Origin of the sequence: Streptomyces pratensis (genome assembly GCF_037137275.1) — a bacterium.
In the GTDB taxonomy this organism is placed as follows: domain Bacteria; phylum Actinomycetota; class Actinomycetes; order Streptomycetales; family Streptomycetaceae; genus Streptomyces; species Streptomyces pratensis_B.
Genome location: NZ_JBBBEN010000092.1, coordinates 520,582 through 538,712, shown reverse-complemented (window position 1 = coordinate 538,712; position 18,131 = coordinate 520,582). Strand labels below are relative to the sequence as shown.

16 protein-coding genes are annotated in these 18,131 nt (G+C 71.9%); 8 read left to right on the top strand and 8 right to left on the bottom strand.

The features are described from left to right. Positions 1-72: 72 nt before the first annotated feature. On the top strand, positions 73-267 hold the full coding sequence (locus V9U70_RS19185) for a DUF3046 domain-containing protein (RefSeq protein WP_336676798.1): 195 nt from the start codon (positions 73-75) through the stop codon (positions 265-267). A 186-nt stretch (positions 268-453) separates the two neighbouring features. Beyond that, positions 454-1,635 (top strand): AI-2E family transporter, encoded by a 1,182-nt coding sequence (locus V9U70_RS19180; RefSeq protein WP_336676873.1) that lies wholly within the window; start codon positions 454-456, stop codon positions 1,633-1,635. 199 nt (positions 1,636-1,834) lie between these two features. Here the strand turns inward: V9U70_RS19180 and V9U70_RS19175 are convergent, their stop codons facing one another. Continuing rightward, positions 1,835-2,785, bottom strand: a complete 951-nt coding sequence (locus tag V9U70_RS19175; RefSeq protein ID WP_336676796.1) for an SDR family oxidoreductase — start codon at positions 2,783-2,785, stop codon at positions 1,835-1,837. 378 nt (positions 2,786-3,163) lie between these two features. Here V9U70_RS19175 and recA point away from each other — a divergent pair, with 378 nt between their 5' ends. The 3 genes from recA to V9U70_RS19160 all read left to right on the top strand — a co-directional run bounded on the left by recA (position 3,164) and on the right by V9U70_RS19160 (position 5,867). Next, the gene (recA, locus tag V9U70_RS19170; protein ID WP_336676795.1) at positions 3,164-4,288 is read left to right on the top strand and encodes a recombinase RecA; all 1,125 of its coding nucleotides are present in this window, start codon (positions 3,164-3,166) and stop codon (positions 4,286-4,288) included. Between the two features lie 3 nt (positions 4,289-4,291). Continuing rightward, entirely contained in the window at positions 4,292-5,047 is a 756-nt protein-coding gene (gene recX, locus V9U70_RS19165) for a recombination regulator RecX (protein WP_336676793.1), read from the top strand. Between the two features lie 382 nt (positions 5,048-5,429). Then, positions 5,430-5,867, top strand: a complete 438-nt coding sequence (locus V9U70_RS19160; RefSeq protein WP_336676792.1) for a VOC family protein — start codon at positions 5,430-5,432, stop codon at positions 5,865-5,867. A 181-nt stretch (positions 5,868-6,048) separates the two neighbouring features. Here the strand turns inward: V9U70_RS19160 and V9U70_RS19155 are convergent, their stop codons facing one another. The 6 genes from V9U70_RS19155 to V9U70_RS19130 form a co-directional block, all read right to left on the bottom strand. Continuing rightward, a complete protein-coding gene (locus V9U70_RS19155) occupies positions 6,049-6,699 on the bottom strand; it encodes a DUF6197 family protein (RefSeq protein ID WP_336676791.1) in 651 nt (216 codons plus the stop codon). Positions 6,700-7,395: 696 nt separating this feature from the next. Beyond that, positions 7,396-9,282, bottom strand: a complete 1,887-nt coding sequence (locus V9U70_RS19150) for an FAD-dependent monooxygenase (RefSeq protein ID WP_336676790.1) — start codon at positions 9,280-9,282, stop codon at positions 7,396-7,398. Between the two features lie 156 nt (positions 9,283-9,438). Next, positions 9,439-10,380, bottom strand: a complete 942-nt coding sequence (locus V9U70_RS19145; RefSeq protein WP_336676789.1) for an amino acid ABC transporter permease — start codon at positions 10,378-10,380, stop codon at positions 9,439-9,441. After that, complete coding sequence (locus tag V9U70_RS19140) at positions 10,377-11,024, bottom strand: amino acid ABC transporter permease (RefSeq protein ID WP_336676788.1); 648 nt, start codon at positions 11,022-11,024, stop codon at positions 10,377-10,379. The genes V9U70_RS19145 and V9U70_RS19140 overlap by 4 nt, the downstream gene beginning before the upstream one ends. Positions 11,025-11,184: 160 nt before the next feature. Next, entirely contained in the window at positions 11,185-12,108 is a 924-nt protein-coding gene (locus tag V9U70_RS19135; protein WP_336676786.1) for a glutamate ABC transporter substrate-binding protein, read from the bottom strand. 32 nt (positions 12,109-12,140) lie between these two features. After that, the gene (locus tag V9U70_RS19130) at positions 12,141-12,926 is read right to left on the bottom strand and encodes an amino acid ABC transporter ATP-binding protein (protein WP_336676784.1); all 786 of its coding nucleotides are present in this window, start codon (positions 12,924-12,926) and stop codon (positions 12,141-12,143) included. A gap of 395 nt (positions 12,927-13,321) precedes the next feature. On the opposite strand from V9U70_RS19130, the gene V9U70_RS19125 reads away from it, so the two are divergent. Both V9U70_RS19125 and V9U70_RS19120 read left to right on the top strand, forming a co-directional pair. Continuing rightward, positions 13,322-14,014 (top strand): response regulator transcription factor, encoded by a 693-nt coding sequence (locus tag V9U70_RS19125; protein ID WP_336676782.1) that lies wholly within the window; start codon positions 13,322-13,324, stop codon positions 14,012-14,014. An 18-nt stretch (positions 14,015-14,032) separates the two neighbouring features. Further along, positions 14,033-15,427, top strand: a complete 1,395-nt coding sequence (locus tag V9U70_RS19120) for a sensor histidine kinase (protein ID WP_336676780.1) — start codon at positions 14,033-14,035, stop codon at positions 15,425-15,427. A gap of 34 nt (positions 15,428-15,461) precedes the next feature. On the opposite strand, the gene V9U70_RS19115 is transcribed toward V9U70_RS19120, so the two are convergent. Further along, complete coding sequence (locus tag V9U70_RS19115; RefSeq protein ID WP_336676778.1) at positions 15,462-16,460, bottom strand: TAXI family TRAP transporter solute-binding subunit; 999 nt, start codon at positions 16,458-16,460, stop codon at positions 15,462-15,464. 111 nt (positions 16,461-16,571) lie between these two features. Here V9U70_RS19115 and miaB point away from each other — a divergent pair, with 111 nt between their 5' ends. Then, positions 16,572-18,086, top strand: a complete 1,515-nt coding sequence (gene miaB, locus V9U70_RS19110) for a tRNA (N6-isopentenyl adenosine(37)-C2)-methylthiotransferase MiaB (protein ID WP_336676776.1) — start codon at positions 16,572-16,574, stop codon at positions 18,084-18,086. The last annotated feature ends 45 nt before the right edge of the window (positions 18,087-18,131 follow it).

The window sequence follows — 18,131 nt, the reverse complement described above, 5'->3', positions numbered from 1 at the left end:
CGTAGAACGCCCCGAGGCCCGGGCACAGGCCCGGACGACCGGCTGCACTCTCAGGAGCGCGATACTGAGGGCATGCGGTTGACGATTTTCTGGGAACGGATGGCGGACCACTTCGGCGCGGTCTACGCGGACTCCTTCGCGCGCGACCACGTGATGGCCGCACTCGGCGGCCGGACGGTGCACCAGGCCCTGGACGCCGGCTGGGACGCGAAAGACGTGTGGCGCGCCGTCTGCACCGCCATGGACGTACCCGCGGACAAGCGCTGACCCGGTCCCGCCGTGTCCGGCCCCGACCGGAGTGCGTGTGATCCAGGTGGGGGACCGGTTGTCGGTGGCGTAGGCGAGACTTGTTCCGTGCCATCGACAGACGAGACCGTCCCGGACCAGCCGTCCGCCGCCCCGCCCCTCCCGCCCGCCCCGCCGACCGTGCCGTCGTCCGGCGGCGGGGTTCGCATGCCCGGCTGGCTGCCGCGTGCGATGGTGCTGGCCCTGGCGCTCTACGCCTGTTTCCAGCTCGGCAGCTGGGCGTTCGACCAGCTCATCGGGTTGCTCACGAACGTGCTGATCGCGTTCTTCCTCGCGCTCGCCGTAGAGCCCGCGGTGGGCCGGATGGCGGGGCGAGGCATGCGGCGTGGGCTCGCCACGTTCCTGGTCTTCCTCGGCCTGCTGATCTTCGGCATCGGGTTCGTCGTGCTGCTGGGGTCGATGATCGCGGGCCAGATCGTCGACATGGTCGACGACTTCCCCCAGTACATCGACTCGGTGATCCACTGGGTCAACCAGACCTTCCGCACCGACCTCTCCAGGGTCGAGGTCCAAGACAGCCTGCTGCACTCCGACTGGCTCCAGAAGTACGTCCAGAACAGTGCCACCGGGGTGCTCGACGTCTCCACCACGGTCCTGGGCGGCCTCTTCCGGCTGCTGACGGTCTTCCTGTTCTCCTTCTATTTCGCGGCCGACGGGCCCCGGCTGCGCCGGGCCCTCTGCTCGGTGCTGCCGCCGGCCCGCCAGACCGAGGTGCTGCGGGCCTGGGAGATCGCCGTCGACAAGACCGGCGGCTACATCTACTCCCGCGGCCTGATGGCGTTGATCTCCGGTGTCGCGCACTACATCCTGCTGGTGAGCCTCGGGGTGCCCTACGCCCCGGCGCTCGCGGTCTGGGTCGGACTCGTCTCCCAGTTCATCCCCACCATCGGCACGTATCTGGCGGGCGCCCTGCCCATGCTGGTCGCCTTCACGGTCGACCCCTGGTACGCGGTCTGGGTGCTCGGCTTCGTCGTGGTCTACCAGCAGTTCGAGAACTACGTGCTCCAGCCCAAGCTGACCGCGAAGACCGTCGACATCCACCCCGCGGTCGCCTTCGGCTCCGTCGTCGCGGGCACGGCCCTGCTGGGCGCGGTCGGCGCGCTGATCGCCATCCCCGCCGTCGCCACGCTCCAGGCGTTCCTCGGCGCCTACGTGAAGCGGTACGACGTCACCGACGACCCGCGCGTGCACGGGGGGCAGAGCCGGCCGCGGGGGAGGTCGATGCTGTCACGGATACGCCGGGCACCGGTCGCCCCCGGCCGAGCGGCGTGTACGGGGGGAGCGGAAGGCGAGGCGGACGAGCCGCTGCCGGGCCGGCCGGACGGCTGACCGGCGCTGGGCGGCCGGACGGGCGGGCGGTGACAGAGGCGACGGCCCGCCGGCGGCCGGTCCGTAGGGGCTGCGCAGGGGCTCGCCGACCGGCTGAGGGCGAGGCGACCGGCGAGCCCCGCCGCGGTCGTGCCACGGGTAGACCCGTAGGGGCGGCCGGGAGCGCCGACGGGCAGGGCGTGGGGCCCGCGGTCGCGCTTCAGCGGTACCCCGTCACGTCGGCCGGCCGACCCGGGTTCTGGACCTCGGTCAGGTAGCGCCAGGCGTCGGGGCGGCTCCCGTCGGCATCGGTGAACCCGTACACCTGGGCGAGCTGCCCGCTGGAGAGCGACTTTCCGTTCCAGCGCGCCATGTCGGGGTCGCGGGCGAGGGCGGCCACGGCGCGGCCGATGTACGCGGGGGACTCGGAGACCGCGAAGTGGGGCGACCGCGCGATCGCGTCGCGCCAGGTCGCCTCGGTGACGCCGTGGGCCTGGAGCATGGCCTCGGACCGGAGCCAGCCCGGGGTGAGTGCCACGGCGGTCGCGCGGTGCGGCGCGAGCTCATGGGCGAGCGCGAAGGCCATGCGGTTCACGGCGGCCTTGGCCAGGTCGTAGAAGAACGAGACGCGGTAGTGGGACGCGTTGTATTCGTCCGTGCCGTCGGTCACCTCGACGACCAGGCCGCCCGGAGTCTCGATCAGCAACGGCAGAGCGAAGTGACTGGTGATGGCGTGGGTGTCGACGGCCTGCCGCAGGGTGTGCAGACCGTTGTCGAGCGAGGACTCCCAGACCGTCCTGTTCCACTCGATCTCGGCGCCCCAGATGTCGTTCACCAGGATGTGCAGGGCCCCCTGCTCGCCGGCGATGCGGGCCAGAAGGGCGCTGACCCGGTCGGGCACCAGATGGTCGACCTGCACGGGGATGCCCCGGCCCCCCGCCGCGTCCACCAGGGCCGCCGTCTCCTCGATCGTTTCGGGCCGGTCCATCTCGGAACGCTCGTCACCGCTCGTGCGGCCGGTGACGTACACGGTGGCCCCGGCGGCGCCGAGCTGGACGGCGATCCCGCGCCCGGCTCCGCGGGTGCCTCCCGCGACGAGCGCCACCCGGCCGGCCAGGTCGGGCCCGAGGCCGGGCTCACCGTCGGTCCCCGGTTCGGCTGTCGCTCCCATAGTGACCGAATATAAGTCGATATGACCTCGGGTGCAGATGTGACCTGCGCGGCGGTCGCGGAGGCGCTGTGCGCGTCGGAGTCTCTCACCGCTGTCGGCCTGCGGGGCTGTGCTTCCGTGCGGCCGGGGGCGGCGGGTCCCGGCCCGGCGTGAGGCGCGCCGGGGCGAGTGGCGTCCGCCGCTTGTGGCGGGCGGGGCCCGCGTGGCGCGCTTGACAGGGAAATCGAACATCCATTCTGATGAGAATCCGGCCCGGTTTTCCCCAGGCTCGACCGTGGAGTTGTCCACAGGCCGGCAGGACGTCGAGGCCCATTGTCAGTGGCAGGGGTTAGCGTCTGAGACGTGAAGCGATCGACTCAAGCAAATCGGGTGGAACCCATGGCAGGAACCGACCGCGAGAAGGCGTTGGACGCCGCACTCGCGCAGATTGAACGACAGTTCGGCAAGGGCGCGGTGATGCGCCTGGGTGAGCGGCCCAACGAACCCATCGAGGTCATCCCCACGGGATCGACCGCCCTCGACGTCGCGCTCGGCGTCGGCGGTCTGCCGCGCGGCCGCGTGGTGGAGGTGTACGGCCCGGAGTCCTCCGGTAAGACGACGCTGACGCTGCACGCCGTGGCGAACGCGCAGAAGCTCGGTGGCTCGGTGGCGTTCATCGACGCCGAACACGCGCTGGACCCGGAGTACGCGAAGAAGCTCGGCGTCGACATCGACAACCTCATCCTGTCCCAGCCGGACAACGGTGAGCAGGCGCTGGAGATCGTCGACATGCTGGTGCGCTCCGGCGCCCTGGACCTGATCGTGATCGACTCCGTCGCGGCCCTGGTGCCCCGTGCGGAGATCGAGGGTGAGATGGGCGACTCGCACGTGGGTCTCCAGGCCCGGCTGATGAGCCAGGCCCTCCGCAAGATCACCAGCGCGCTCAACCAGTCCAAGACCACCGCGATCTTCATCAACCAGCTCCGCGAGAAGATCGGCGTGATGTTCGGCTCTCCGGAGACCACGACCGGTGGCCGGGCGCTGAAGTTCTACGCCTCGGTGCGCCTGGACATCCGGCGGATCGAGACGCTCAAGGACGGCACCGACGCCGTCGGCAACCGCACCCGCGTCAAGGTCGTCAAGAACAAGGTCGCCCCGCCGTTCAAGCAGGCCGAGTTCGACATCCTCTACGGCCAGGGGATCAGCCGTGAGGGCGGCCTGATCGACATGGGCGTGGAGCACGGCTTCGTCCGAAAGGCCGGCGCCTGGTACACGTACGAGGGCGACCAGCTCGGCCAGGGCAAGGAGAACGCCCGCAACTTCCTCAAGGACAACCCCGACCTCGCCAACGAGATCGAGAAGAAGATCCTGGAGAAGCTGGGCGTCGGCGTCCGCCCGGACGCCCCGGTGGACGAGCCCCCCGCGGAGACCGCTGCGGGCCCGGCGGCCGAGGGGGCGGCGAAGCCGGTGACCGCTGCGGCGGCCAAGGCCAAGCCGGCGAAGACCGCGGCGGCCAAGAGCTAGGCCGTGACGCGTCGTACGGAATGGCCGGGCAGCCCAGCTGAACCCGGCGTCGCCCCCGGATTCGGTGACGGATTCGGCGACGGACTCTGCGAGGAGTCCGCCCCCGAGCCGGAGGCCGGCGCCGCAGGGCGGTCCGGACGCCGCTCGCGCGGCGGGGCGGACACGGGCGGCGGGTTCGGCGAAGGATCGGGCCGCCGTGCCCGTTCCGGCACCAGAAGCAGCGGCTCCCCTTCCTCGTCGAGGGCCGAGAAGGGGGAGCCGCGTGACCCGGTCGAGCAGGCGCGCAACATCTGCCTGCGGCTGCTCACCGGCACGCCGAGAACGCGCAAACAGCTCGCGGACGCTCTACGCAAGAGAGAGATCCCGGACGAGGCCGCCGAAGAGGTTCTCGCACGCTTCGAGGACGTCGGGCTGATCGACGACGCGGCGTTCGCCGGGGCATGGGTGGAGTCACGGCACCACGGCCGGGGGCTCGCCCGTCGCGCGCTGGTCCGTGAGCTGCGCACGAAGGGCGTGGACTCCGCTGTGATCGACGAGGCGGTCGGGAAGCTCGACGCCGACCAGGAGGAGGAGAGGGCCCGCGAGCTGGTGGCCCGCAAGTTGCGCTCCACACGGGGCTTGGAGCGGGACAAGCGGCTGCGTCGCCTGGCGGGGATGCTCGCCCGCAAGGGGTACGGGGAGGGCATGGCCCTGCGGGTGGTGCGTCAGGCGCTGGAGGAAGAAGGCCAGGACACAGAGGGCCTGGACGAGCCCTTCTGAGGCGGAGGGGCGTGGACGGGTGGCGGAGGCGCACGGCCTGAGGCGCTCGCCCCGAGCCGGAAGACCCACGAGGCGGGCAGCCCGGCGGGGCGGTCTCAGGCGCGCGACCCACGCGGGGCGTGAGGTGGACGGCGGTGCGGTAGCGCCCCCTCCCGGAGGAGGCCTCCTCCGGGAGGACGGACCGTGGGCCCGGGCGCGCGGGCCCGCAAGGTCAGGCGGCTCCGGCCCGGACCGGCCCGGAGCCGCCTGGCGTGGCGGCACGGGTGCGCCGTCCCGGCCACAGAAGCCAGGCTGTCAGGCAGGTCATGAGCGAGGACCCGGCCGGCCGGGCCGTCCCGAGATGTCGTTGTAGCTGTTCCGCTCTGTCGCTACCGTCCGGGGCATGACGATTCAACGCATGGAGAACGTGGGCATCGTGGTCGAGGACCTTGAGGCCGCGAAGGCTTTCTTCGTCGAACTCGGTCTCAAGGTGTTGGGCGAGGGACCGGTCGAGGGTGATTGGGTGGATCGCGTGGTGGGACTCGACGGCGTGCGCGTGGAAGTCGTGATGGTCGGGACTCCGGACGGCCACGGACGGCTCGAGCTGATGAAGTTCCGTGCCCCGAAGGCGAGGGTCGGCGACGGGCACGCGCCGGCCAACACCCTGGGCATCCGCCGCATCGCCTTCGCCGTCGATGACATCGACGCCGCCGTGGCCGGGCTGCGGGCCCGTGGTGTGCAGCTCGTGGGTGGAGTGGAGCGCTACGAAGACAGCTACCGGCTCTGCTATGTCCGGGGCCCGGAGGGGATCATCATCATGCTTTCCGAGCAGATCGGCTGAGGGCTCCGGCACGTCCAGCCGGGGCCTCGGCGGAGAGGCGGCGCCGCTCCGCGACGGCTGTGTCCCGGCCCCGGCGCAAGCCCTGCGGGCAAGGGCACGGGGACCGGCGCGGAACCGGGGCCCGCTGGTTCAGGAGGGATCACGACGAGCCGGTGGCGTCGCACGCTCAAGGGTTCGTCGCTCAGTGTCCGGCCAGGGAGGCGCGGCGGATAGTGGCGTCGAGGAGAGCGAGGGCGTCTGCGGCCGTGCGGCCGGGGTGGCGGTTCCAGGGGCCGATCAGCCCGGGCCACCCCTGGGAGCGCAGTTCGGTGATCAACCACGCGCCGGCCCGGTTCACGGTGTCGAGCGAGCCATATCCGAGCCGGTGCGCGGAGAGCAGAGCGCCGCAGACGCAGCGTGCGCCGCGGGCGTCGCGCAGCCGGTACGGGGTGTTCTGCCAACCCCACTCGGTCAGGATCTGCCGGGCGTAGCCGAGATGGGTAGAGGGCCGTAGATCGGCCTGGCCGACCCGACGCCAGACGTGAACCAGGTCGGGGAGCATCGCGCCCAGCCGTCCCGGCAGCGGGCGCTCGTGCGGCGGAGCCGCCGGCAGTGCTCGCAGGGAGTCCTCGACGAGCCGGTCCACGGGCATGGAGAGCAGGGCCCGCCAGTCGGCGGTCCGCCCGGCTGCCCGCTCCTTCGGTCGCCCGGGTCTCGCCGGCTCCGCCGGGGCGAGCGCAGGCTCCGGCGCGGTGTACTCCCAGCCCGTGACGATCTGCTGCCACGCCTGACTGTCGTGCAGCCGGGCAGCTTCGTCGTCGAGCTGGCCGGGGGTGAGGACGGGGGTCGCCATGAGTGCGTCATCTCCGTACATTTCGGGCCTCTGTGTGAGGTGAATGTCGGTCACGCGTGGCGATCGCTCCACTGGAACGTGGCGTTCGGGTGTGTGGCGTGCGAGGCGGGCCGGCGAGAACAGCCGGCCTCGAACAGTCGTCTGGAGCCCGCGGGGGAGGGGCCGCAGGGGAGGGGGCAGCCCCACCAGGGCGGTGGCTGCCCTTCCCCGGCCTGGACGCACCGGGTCTTCTTCCTCCGCTCGGGCACCGTGGCTCCCCGCGGTGGAGCGGGACCCCGGGGAGGAGCTTCTGCCTGCTCCCGGGAGCCCTGCTGCCGGGAGTCTCGCGGTCGGGAAGCGGGAAGCGGTCATGAGGCGGACGGCCCGGTGCGGTCCCCGCTGCCGCAGCGGGGTGCTCGCCAAGCCCGTCGGGTGCCTCTCGTCGCCCACGACCGCCTTCCGCGAGCCGCGGCCGAGCCTTTCCGGGCATGGTGGCCGCCCCGGAGCCCGCGCCCGCCGCTGCGGCGCCTCGTATTCGGTGAACGGTGTCCCGGGAGGAACCGGCTGCCCACCAAGGCCCCCGACCAGTCAGGCCCCCCGACCGGTCGGCCTTCCGGCCTCAGCGCCTCCGACGGACCGCCGGTCCGTCGGAGGCGCGCGTCGGCGACGGCCACGTGCCACAGCGCGCCGTACGAGGCTGTGACGGCAGACGGCGGGTCAGTTCACGTCGGCGGTTCCGTCGGCGTGAACCCGTGCCGGGAAGCGGGGAGCACGTCCCGCACTCAGCTCGCCCGCGGCCCCGTCGCCGCGCCCGCCAAGGCGCTCGCCCCCGTCGGTCAGTCGGCTCCGGCCCGGCTGCCAGCTCCCACTGGGCGGCTCCTCCCGGCCCGGCAGCCCGTCACGGTCCGGTCCGTCTCCGCCCGGGGGCCCGTCGCGCCCCGGCCCGGCCTCCGAGGGCCCACGCCCGCAGCACTCCCCGCCGCCCCCCTCGCCCTCCGCGGAAGGCGCCTCGGCGCCGGGAGCGCCGCCCAGTGCGGCCCGCGCCGCGGCGAGCAGCTCCGCGGGGCGCACGCCGCCGAAGGCCGCCACCAGGTGGCCGTCCGGCCTGACAAGGAGGACGGTGTGGGCCGATGCCCCCGGGTAGCTCTCCGTGACCAGCAGCTCCGCGGCGACGGGCAGCGCCGCCACAGCCTCCGTGAGGCGCGGCATGACGCCCGCCCGCTGCCAGTGCCGCCGGTCCCACACACCCGTGCCCGGCGCGACCAGGACGACCAGCGGGCGCCCTTGTCCGAGCCGCTCCCGCAGCCGGGTCACCGTCCCGTCCGGGGCCGTGACCCGTACATCGGTCACCGGCGCACCGGGGGGCGTACCCACGGCCGTGTGCGCCTCGACGTGCGGAGGCGACAGCGGTGAGTGCGAGTACGACGGAGGCGCGCCGAGGGCTCCGCACCCCAGGTGGCTGTCGGCGAGCAGGGTGTCGTGGCTGCGGGCGGCCCCACGGACCAGGGTCCGCAGCCCTCCGCCGCCGCGCAGTATCGGCAGCGACTGGTCGGCGGCCCGCAGCCGGGCGGCCACCGCTGCCCGGCGCTCGGCCTGGTAGCTGTCGAGGAGCTGGTCGGCGTGGCCGTGGTGCCAGGAGTGGGCCAGCTTCCACGCCAGGTTCTCGGCGTCCCTGAGGCCTTCGTCCAGGCCCTGGGCGCCCAGGGCCCCCAGCAGATGCGCGGCGTCCCCCGCCAGGAAGGCCCGCTGCCGCCGCCAGCGCCGGGCGAGGCGGTGGTGCAGCGTGTGGACGCCGGTGTCCAGCAGTTCGTACGCCGGGGTCTCGCCGCACCAGCCGGCCAGGGTGTCGCGGATGCGGGTGACCAGGGCTTCCGGGGTGACCAGTTCGCCGCGCGGCGGCAGCAGCCAGTCCACCCGCCAGACCCCGTCCGGAAGCGGCCGGGCGGTGACCTCGGGGCCCCCGGTCCGCCAGGGGGGCTGCCGGTGCAGCACGGCCTCGCCGGGCCAGGGCAGTTCGGCCCGCAGAGCCGCGACGGCGTGCCGCTCCACCGCCGTACGGCCGGGGAACCGGATGTCGAGCAGCTTGCGCACGGTGGACCGGGCCCCGTCGCAGCCGACCAGATAACTTCCGCGCCACCTCGGGCCGGACCCCCCGCTGTGCACGGTGACCCCGGCCGGGTCCTGCTCCAGGGCGCCGACCCGGCTCGTCGGCACCAGCCGGACCAGTTCGGTCGCGGCGACCGCCGTGCGCAGGGCGGCGCTCAGCGCATGCTGCGGAACATGCAGCGGGGCGGGCGGCAGCGTGCTGAGCGGCCCGTCGCCCTCACCCCCCGGGCCCCCGCCCAGCGGCACGTCACGGACCAGCTGTTTCCGGCGGACCGAGCGCCAGCCGGTCCAGCGCAGCCCGGCCCGGTCCAGGTCCCGGCAGCCGAGACGGCTCACCAGGTCGGCGGTGTCCTCGCGCAGGACCACCGTGCGGGCGAGACGGGGCTCCTTGGCTCCGGCCCCCTCGTCGAGGACGACCGAGGGGACGCCCTGGGCGGCGAGGGCGAGCGACAGCGTCAGACCGACGGGCCCGGCGCCGACGACGATCACCGGGTCCACGGCGCGTACCCTCCGGCCCGTACGGTCAAGCGGAACGTGGCAGTGGAAGCCGGGTGCGTGATCACAGAACGTATGCAACCCACTGGTGGTGCTTGCGTCAAGTGACCAAGGCAGCGACGCGTGCGCCGCTGCCTCGTACGATCGCGCCGACGGGCGTCAGTCCTTCGCCACGCCGGTCCCGCCGGCGCCGTCGGCCCTCGGGTCTGCGCCCCCTGCGCCCCCCGGCTGCGGGCCGGTGGCCGCGCCCGCCTCCGTGATGCCGGGCGTCTCGATCCCGGGGGCCACCGTGATGCCGGTCCTGGCTCGGCGGCCCCGCTTCTCGACCCAGGTCGCCAGTGCCGACAGCAGCAGGCACATGCCGATGTAGAGGGTGCCGATGACGGCGATCGTCGAGACGTAGGGGTACTGGGAGTTGACCAGGGTGTTGGAGGCGATCAGCCGCGCGGTCTGGAGCAGCTCCGGGTAGAGAATGATGAAGCCGAGGGAGGTGTCCTTGAGCGTCACCACGAGCTGGCTGATGATCGTCGGCAGCATGGACCGGACGGCCTGCGGTATGAGGACGCTGACCATGACCTGGGTCTTGCCCATGCCGAGCGCGTACGCGGCCTCGCTCTGGCCCTTGGGCACCGCGTTGATGCCGGCCCGCAGCACCTCGGCCTGCACGCAGCCGTTGTAGATGGACAGGCCCAGCGCCAGCGCCCACATCGAGTAGTCGGTGAGGAAGCCGACCCAGATGGCGTAGATGGTGATCAGGAGCGGCAGCGAGCGGAACAGCTCGATGAAGGTGGTCGCCGCCCAGCTGACGGGCCGGTGGTCGGAGAGGCGTCCGACCGCGAGCACCACGCCGAGGACGAGCGAGCCGACCGCGGCCAGTCCGAACGCCTTGAGCGTGGCGACCAGGGCGTCGGCGATGTTCTGCCGGATGCCCGTGTAGTTGAAGATGTCCCACATCTCAGGGGCCAGATGGCCCTTGGCGCTCAGTCGCAGCAGGCTCACCGTGATCAGCGCCGCGATGACGAGGGTGCCGACGACGGCGTAGATCCGGTTGCGGACGACGGCCTTGGGCCCCGGGGCGTCGTAGAGAACGCTGGCGCTCATCGGGCGACCTCCATACGACGCTCCAGCAGCCGGAAGAGGCCGCTGATGGTAAACGTGACGACCAGGTAGCCGAGGGCCACCCAGAGGAAGACGGGGACGATGTCGTAGCCCCGGTCGCTCATCAGCTTCTGCCAGCCGAAGAGCTCGGCGACGCTGAAGGCGCCGGCGATCGCGGAGTTCTTGGTGAGTGCGATGAAGATGCTGCTCAGCGGGGCGATGACGATCCGGGTCGCCTGCGGGAACACCACGATGCGCAGGGTCTGGGCGAACGTCATGCCGATGGACCGTGCCGCCTCGGCCTGGCCCAGCGGCACGGTGTTGATGCCGGAGCGGACCGCCTCGCAGACGAACGAGGAGGTGTAGAAGCCGAGTGCCAGCGAGCCGAGGACGAACGAGCTCATCCCCGGAAACAGGATCTCCGGCACGACGAAGAAGAAGATGAGGAAGAGCAGGGTCAGCGGGGTGTTCCGCATCAGCGTCACCCAGGCGGTGCCGAAGAAGCGCAGCGGCGGCACGGGCGACACCCGGAATCCGGCGATGAGCACACCGAGGACCAGGGCGATAACCGAGCTGACGGCGGTGATCGACACGGTTCCTATGAAGCCGTCGCGGAACTCTGGGAAATTGTCGAGCAGTACGTTCATGAGGTCTCCGCGTCGGCGGTCAGCGGCATCAGGGCAGGGGAAGGCGCGCCCCGTACGCCCGCCGCGCCCGAGAGGGCTCGGGCAGCGGCGGGGTACGGGACGCCCGGGTCACGCGTGCGGCGTCAGGGACGCGCGGTCGGCCGGGGGACGGCGGACGGCGTCAGTAGCGCTCGATGGCCGGCGGGGCGGAGTACTCCGAACCGGACAGACCCAGCGTGGCGTCGTAGATCTTCTTGTAGGTGCCGTCCTTGATGTGGTTCTCCAGCGAGTCGCTGATCGCCTCGCGCAGCACCTTGTCGTCCTTGTTCAGGCCGACGCCGTAGGGCTCGTCGGTGAACGGCTTGCCGACGACCCGGAGCTTCTCGGGGTTGGAGGCCGCGTAGCCCTTGAGGATCGAGTCGTCGGTGGTGACGGCGTCGACCTGCTTGGTCAGCAGCTGCTGCACGCAGTCGGAGTACTTGGCCAGCTCGACGACGCTCGCGCCGTACTCCGGCTTCTTGATCTCCTGGAGCGGGGTGGAGCCGACGATCGAGCAGACCTTCTTGCCCTTCACCGACTCCTTGCCGGTGATCGACGTGTCGTCCTTGCGCACCAGGAGGTCCGCGCCGGCCTTGTAGTACGGACCGGCGAAGCCGACCTGCTTCTTGCGCTCGTCGTTGATCGTGTACGTACCGACGAAGTAGTCGACCTGACCCTTGGAGATCGCCGTCTCGCGGATGCCGGAGTCGACGGTCTTCCACTCGATCTGCTCGTCGGAGAAGCCCAGGTCCGCCGCGATCATCCTGGCGATCTCGATGTCGAAGCCGGAGCGCTCCTTGGTCGACTGGTCCTCGAAGCCGAGGTAGGGCTGGTCGGCCTTGGCGCCGATGATCAGCTTGCCGCGCTCCTTCGCCTTCTTGAAGACCGGCGAGTCGAGGTCGACGTCCTTGGCCACCGTGTACGTGGGCAGCTCGGGGGCCTCGGAGGAACCGGGCTTGGTGCCGCCCGGCTTGTCGCCGGCGGAGCCCTCCTTGCCGCCACAGGCGGTCGCGGTCAGGGCCAGCACGGCGATGGCCGCGACGGCGGCCGACTTGCGGAGCTTCATGGGAACAGTCCTTAGGTCGTAGGTCGTAGGCGTCAGTGGTGAAGGATCTTCGACAGGAAGTCCTTGGCCCGGTCGCTGCGCGGATTGCTGAAGAACTGGTCGGGCGCGGCCTCTTCGACGATCTTGCCGTCGGCCATGAACACGACGCGGTTGGCGGCGGAACGGGCGAAGCCCATCTCGTGGGTGACGACGATCATCGTCATCCCGTCCCGGGCCAGCTGCTGCATGACTTCGAGGACCTCGTTGATCATCTCCGGGTCGAGAGCCGACGTGGGCTCGTCGAAGAGCATGACCTTCGGGTCCATCGCCAACGCCCGCGCGATGGCGACGCGTTGCTGCTGGCCACCGGAGAGCTGCGCCGGGTACTTGTCGGCCTGCACGCCGACGCCCACCCGGTCGAGCAGGGCCCGGGCCTTCTGCTCCGCGGCCTTCTTCTCCGCCTTGCGGACCTTGACCTGGCCCAGCATGACGTTCTCCAGCACCGTCTTGTGCGCGAAGAGATTGAACGACTGGAAGACCATGCCCACGTCGGCGCGCAGCCGGGCCAGCTCCTTGCCCTCCTGGGGCAGGGGCTTGCCGTCGATCGTGATCGCGCCCGAATCGATCGTCTCCAAGCGGTTGATCGTGCGGCACAGCGTGGACTTGCCGGACCCGGAAGGCCCGATGACGACCACGACCTCGCCACGGGCGATGGTCAGATCGATGTCCTGGAGCACATGCAGCGCGCCGAAGTGCTTGTTGACGTCGCTCAGTACGACCAGGTCGTTCGCCGCAGGCGCGGCATCCTCGGCGGCCTTGGTCACTGAAACTCCGCTCATCGGCTTCTTGCTCCGTCCTCCTCGGTTGCCACAGGACACTAATGACGCGGTGCGACCAGCGTCATTACATCTGAGCGGAAATTGAGCATAACGATCCGGCCTCACCCGGACACACCGTGTGAACGGGGCGCCACACCTCGTCCCGGGGTGTACCGGGTGCATAACGGAACCCCGGAGGCGGCCTGCGGGCCCTTGACTGGCGCGCCGCTCATCGGCGTGGATGCCTGGAGCGAAGGTGGTCCCGGGCGCGGACCGGACGAAAGCCCCCACCGGGAACCGGGTGGACGGCGCGCGGGTTAATGTCGGGCCTCACCAGGTGACGCACTGCCGCGGTCACAGGAACACGAGCGGAACCCGAGGGGCCGAAGGGCCCGGAGGACGGAGAGGGGAGGGCCATGAGACTGCTGCTCGTCGAGGACGACGACCACGTCGCGGCGGCCCTGTCCGCCGTGCTCGCGCGCCACGGGTTCCAGGTCGTGCACGCCCGCAACGGCGAGGACGCCCTGCGCGCGCTGCTGCCCCCGGAGAAGGAGCCCTTCGGGGTGATCCTCCTCGACCTCGGCCTGCCCGACCAGGACGGCTACGAGGTCTGCGGCAAGATCCGCAAGCGCACCGCCACCCCGGTGATCATGGTGACCGCCCGCGCCGATGTCCGCTCACGCATCCACGGGCTCAATCTCGGCGCCGACGACTACGTGGTCAAGCCCTACGACACCGGCGAGCTCCTCGCCCGTATCCACGCGGTCGCCCGGCGCACCACCGGGGGCGAGGACACCGGGCCGATGCCGGTCGCCGCGCTGCGCCTGGGGCCCGTCCACATCGAGATGCCGACCCGGCGGGTCAGCGTCCATGACGCCGAAGTCCAGCTCACGCGCAAGGAGTTCGACCTGCTGGCCCTCCTCGCCCAGCGACCCGGTGTCGTCTTCCGCCGTGAGCAGATCATCAGCGAGGTCTGGCGCACCAGTTGGGAGGGGACCGGACGCACCCTGGAGGTCCACGTCGCCTCCCTGCGGTCCAAGCTGCGGCTGCCCGCCCTGATCGAGACCGTACGGGGCGTCGGCTACCGGCTCGTCGCGCCGTCCGCGTAGCGGGCGGCCCGAGCCCCGGTGCGCACCCGTCTGCTTCCGCTGCTCATCATCCTGATGGCCGCCATCCTGCTCACCCTCGGCCTCCCGCTCGGGGTGAGCGTGGCCGCCGCGGAACAGCAGCGCCTGGTGATCGACCGGATCGACGACACCGCACGCTTCGCCGCCCTGGCGCAGTCCATCACCGACACCTCCCCGGACAGCCACGAGCGACGGCGGACCCTCCAGACCGACCTGGACCTCTACGCCTCGGTGTACGACATCAGGGCGGGCGTCTTCTACCGGGACGACCGCGCCCTGGCGAAGGCCCCCGGCTCCTGGAGTCTTCCCGCGGAAGGGGAGGGGCGCACGGCCTTCAACGAGGCGCTGCTCGGGCGCCGGTCCCACGACCCCCCGCAGATCTGGCCCTGGCGCGACGGCCGTGTCGTCGTCGCCTCGCCCGTCGTGCGGGACGGTGACGTGGTCGCCGTCGTCGTGCTCGACTCGCCCACCGGCCAGATGCGGTCCCGGACCCTGCGGATCTGGTGGGCCATCGGTCTCGGCGAGGCCCTGGCCCTGCTGGTGGCGATCGGCGCGGCCTTCCGGCTCACCGGCTGGGTGCTGCTGCCGGTGCGGACCCTTGACGCCGCCACCCACGACATCGCCGGCGGCCGCATGCGCTCGCGGGTCGCCGCCTCGGCCGGACCGCCGGAGCTCCGACGCCTGGCACGCTCGTTCAACGAGATGGCGGACAACGTCGAGGACGTGCTGGAGCAGCAGCGCGCCTTCGTCGCCGACGCCTCGCACCAACTGCGCAACCCGCTCGCCGCCCTCCTCCTGCGCATCGAGCTCCTCGCCCTGGAGATGCCCGAGGGCAGCGAGGAGATCGCCGCCGTGCGCACCGAGGGCAAGCGGCTGGCCCGGGTCCTCGACGATCTCCTCGACCTGGCGCTGGCCGAGCACGCGGAGGCGGACCTCCAGCTCATCGACATCGTCCCGCTCACCGCCGAGCGGATCGCCTCCTGGCGCCCGATGGCCGATGACAAGGGGGTGCGCCTCACCCTGGGCGGGGCCCCGGCCGCCACCGCCTGGGCCGACCCCGTGGCGCTCTCCAGCGCACTGGACGCGGTCGTCGACAACGCCCTGAAGTTCACGCCCGCCGGGGAGGAGGTACGGGTCACGGTCGCCCCGGGCGCCGCCGCGACCACCGTCGTGGTCGCCGACCGGGGGCCCGGCCTCACCCCGCAGGAGCTGGAGCGCGTCGGGGACCGCTTCTGGCGCAGCACCCGCCACCAGAACGTCAGCGGGTCGGGGCTGGGCCTGTCCATCGCCAGGGTGCTCCTCGCGGCGGGCGGCGGCTCGCTCGCGTACGACCGCGAGGAACCGCACGGCCTGCGCGTGACCGTCTCCCTGCCCCGCGAGCTGCCGCAGGGGTGAGCGCCCCGAGCGGGGCCCGGGCCGGGCGCGAGCCTCAGGGCTTCACCGAGCGGTAGTAGTTCTTCGCCCCGTCGTGCACGTCCAGCGGGTCCGTGTAGATCGCCGTCCGCAGGTCCACCAGCTGCGCCGCGTGGACCTCGCGGCCGATCCGGTCCCGGCTGTTGATCACCGTCCGGGTGAAGGCCTCCGTCATCGCCGGGTCCGTGCGGTCGGTCGTCACGAGCAGATTGGCGACGGCGACCGTGGGCACCGGCTGGGCCTGCTGGGCCTTCGGGTAGGCGTCGCCGGGCATCATGGCCGACCGGTAGAACCGGGTGGGGCCGGACGCCGCCTGCAACTTCGCGACCAGGGAGGCCTCCAAGGGGACGAGCCGGATGTCGAAGCTCCGGGACAGCTCCTGCACCGCCGCGGTCGGCAGCCCGCCCGACCAGAAGAAGGCGTCGAGCCCGCCCTGCACCAGCCGCACCGGCATGGTGTCGATGCCCACCGGCACCGGGGTGATGTCCTCGGACGGGTCCAGACCCGCCACCGTCAGCAGCCGGTCCGCGATCAGCCGGACCCCGGACCCCTCCTGGCCGACGCCGACCCGCTTGCCGCGCAGATCCGAGACCGCGCGGACGTCGGAGCCGCGGGGGACGACCAGCTGGACGTAGTCGTCGTACAGCCGGACACAGCCGCGCAGCCGCTGGGCCCCCGGCCTGCCTTCCCGCAGATAGGTCGCCACGGCGTCGGCGGTGGCGATGGTGAAGTCGGCCTCGCCCGCCGCCACCCGGGCGAGGTTCTGCTGCGAGCCCTCGCTGGTGCGCAGCCGTATCGAGACCTCCGGCATGTCCTTGGCCAGCGCGCCTTCGAGACGCTCCCCGTACCGCTGGTAGACGCCGCTGGGCACCCCGGTGGAGAAGGTGAGTCGCCCGCTCGGCCGGCTCTCCCGCTGGGGCAGCAGCCACCAGGCGAGCAACCCGAGCACCACCGCGAGCACGGCGCCCGCCTGGACGGGGCGCCGGAGGGCGGATCGGGACGGGGCGTGGGACATGCGCGCGATCCTGCCAGTTCACCCGCCCCGCTGGCCAGGCCTCCCATGGGGCCCGGCCGGCGGCGGACGGGGAAGGGAGGGGCCTGCCCGGCAACCGCCTACCCTTGTCCCATGAGCAGCGGCAACCGGAGCGAAGCAGTGGACGTCAAGAAGAGCTACGAAGTGCGCACCTACGGGTGCCAGATGAACGTCCACGACTCCGAACGGCTGTCGGGTCTCCTGGAGGGCGCCGGTTACGTCCGCGCCCCCGAAGGCTCTGACGGTGACGCCGACGTCGTCGTCTTCAACACCTGCGCGGTCCGTGAGAACGCCGACAACAAGCTGTACGGAAACCTCGGGCGGCTCGCGCCCATGAAGACCAAGCGCCCCGGGATGCAGATCGCCGTCGGCGGCTGTCTCGCCCAGAAGGACCGCGACACCATCGTCGAGCGGGCCCCCTGGGTCGACGTCGTCTTCGGCACCCACAACATCGGCAAGCTGCCGGTCCTCCTGGAGCGCGCCCGCGTCCAGGAGGAGGCGCAGATCGAGATCGCCGAATCCCTGGAGGCCTTCCCCTCCACCCTCCCCACCCGCCGCGAGTCCGCCTACGCCGCGTGGGTCTCCATCTCCGTCGGCTGCAACAACACCTGCACCTTCTGCATCGTCCCGGCGCTGCGCGGCAAGGAGAAGGACCGCCGCACCGGCGACATCCTCGCCGAGATCGAGGCCCTGGTCGCCGAGGGCGTCTCCGAGATCACGCTGCTCGGCCAGAACGTCAACGCCTACGGCTCCGACATCGGCGACCGCGAGGCCTTCTCCAAGCTGCTGCGCGCCTGCGGGAGGATCGACGGCCTGGAGCGCGTCCGCTTCACCTCGCCCCACCCCCGCGACTTCACCGACGACGTCATCGCCGCCATGGCCGAGACGCCGAACGTGATGCCGCAGCTGCACATGCCGATGCAGTCCGGCTCCGACCGGGTGCTGAAGGCGATGCGTCGCTCCTACCGTCAGGAGCGCTTCCTCGGCATCATCGAGAAGGTGCGCGCCGCGATGCCGGACGCCGCCATCTCCACCGACATCATCGTGGGATTCCCCGGCGAGACCGACGAGGACTTCGAGGAGACCATGCACGCGGTCCGCGAGGCCCGCTTCGCCAACGCGTTCACCTTCCAGTACTCCAAGCGCCCCGGGACCCCGGCCGCCGACATGGACGGCCAGATCCCCAAGGAGGTCGTCCAGGAGCGGTACATGCGCCTGTCCGCCCTTCAGGAGCAGATCTCCTGGGACGAGAACAAGAAGCAGGTCGGCCGCACCCTGGACGTCATGGTCGCCGAGGGCGAGGGCCGCAAGGACGGTGCCACGCGGCGCCTCTCCGGGCGCGCCCCCGACAACCGCCTCGTCCACTTCGCCCAGCCCGGGCAGGCCGTGCGCCCCGGCGACGTGGTGACCGTCGAGATCACCTACGCGGCCCCGCACCACCTCCTCGCCGAGGGCCCGCCGCTCGCCGTACGGTCCACCCGCGCGGGCGACGCCTGGGAGAGGCGCACCGCCGCCGCCCCGTCGGCCGGGGTGATGCTCGGCCTGCCCGGCATCGGCGTCCCCGCCCCGCTCCCGGCCGCCGCAGAGCCGGCCTGCGGCCTGGGCTGACGGCACACGGCCCCCGGCCGTGCCGGGTCTGCGTCGCCGGTCGGG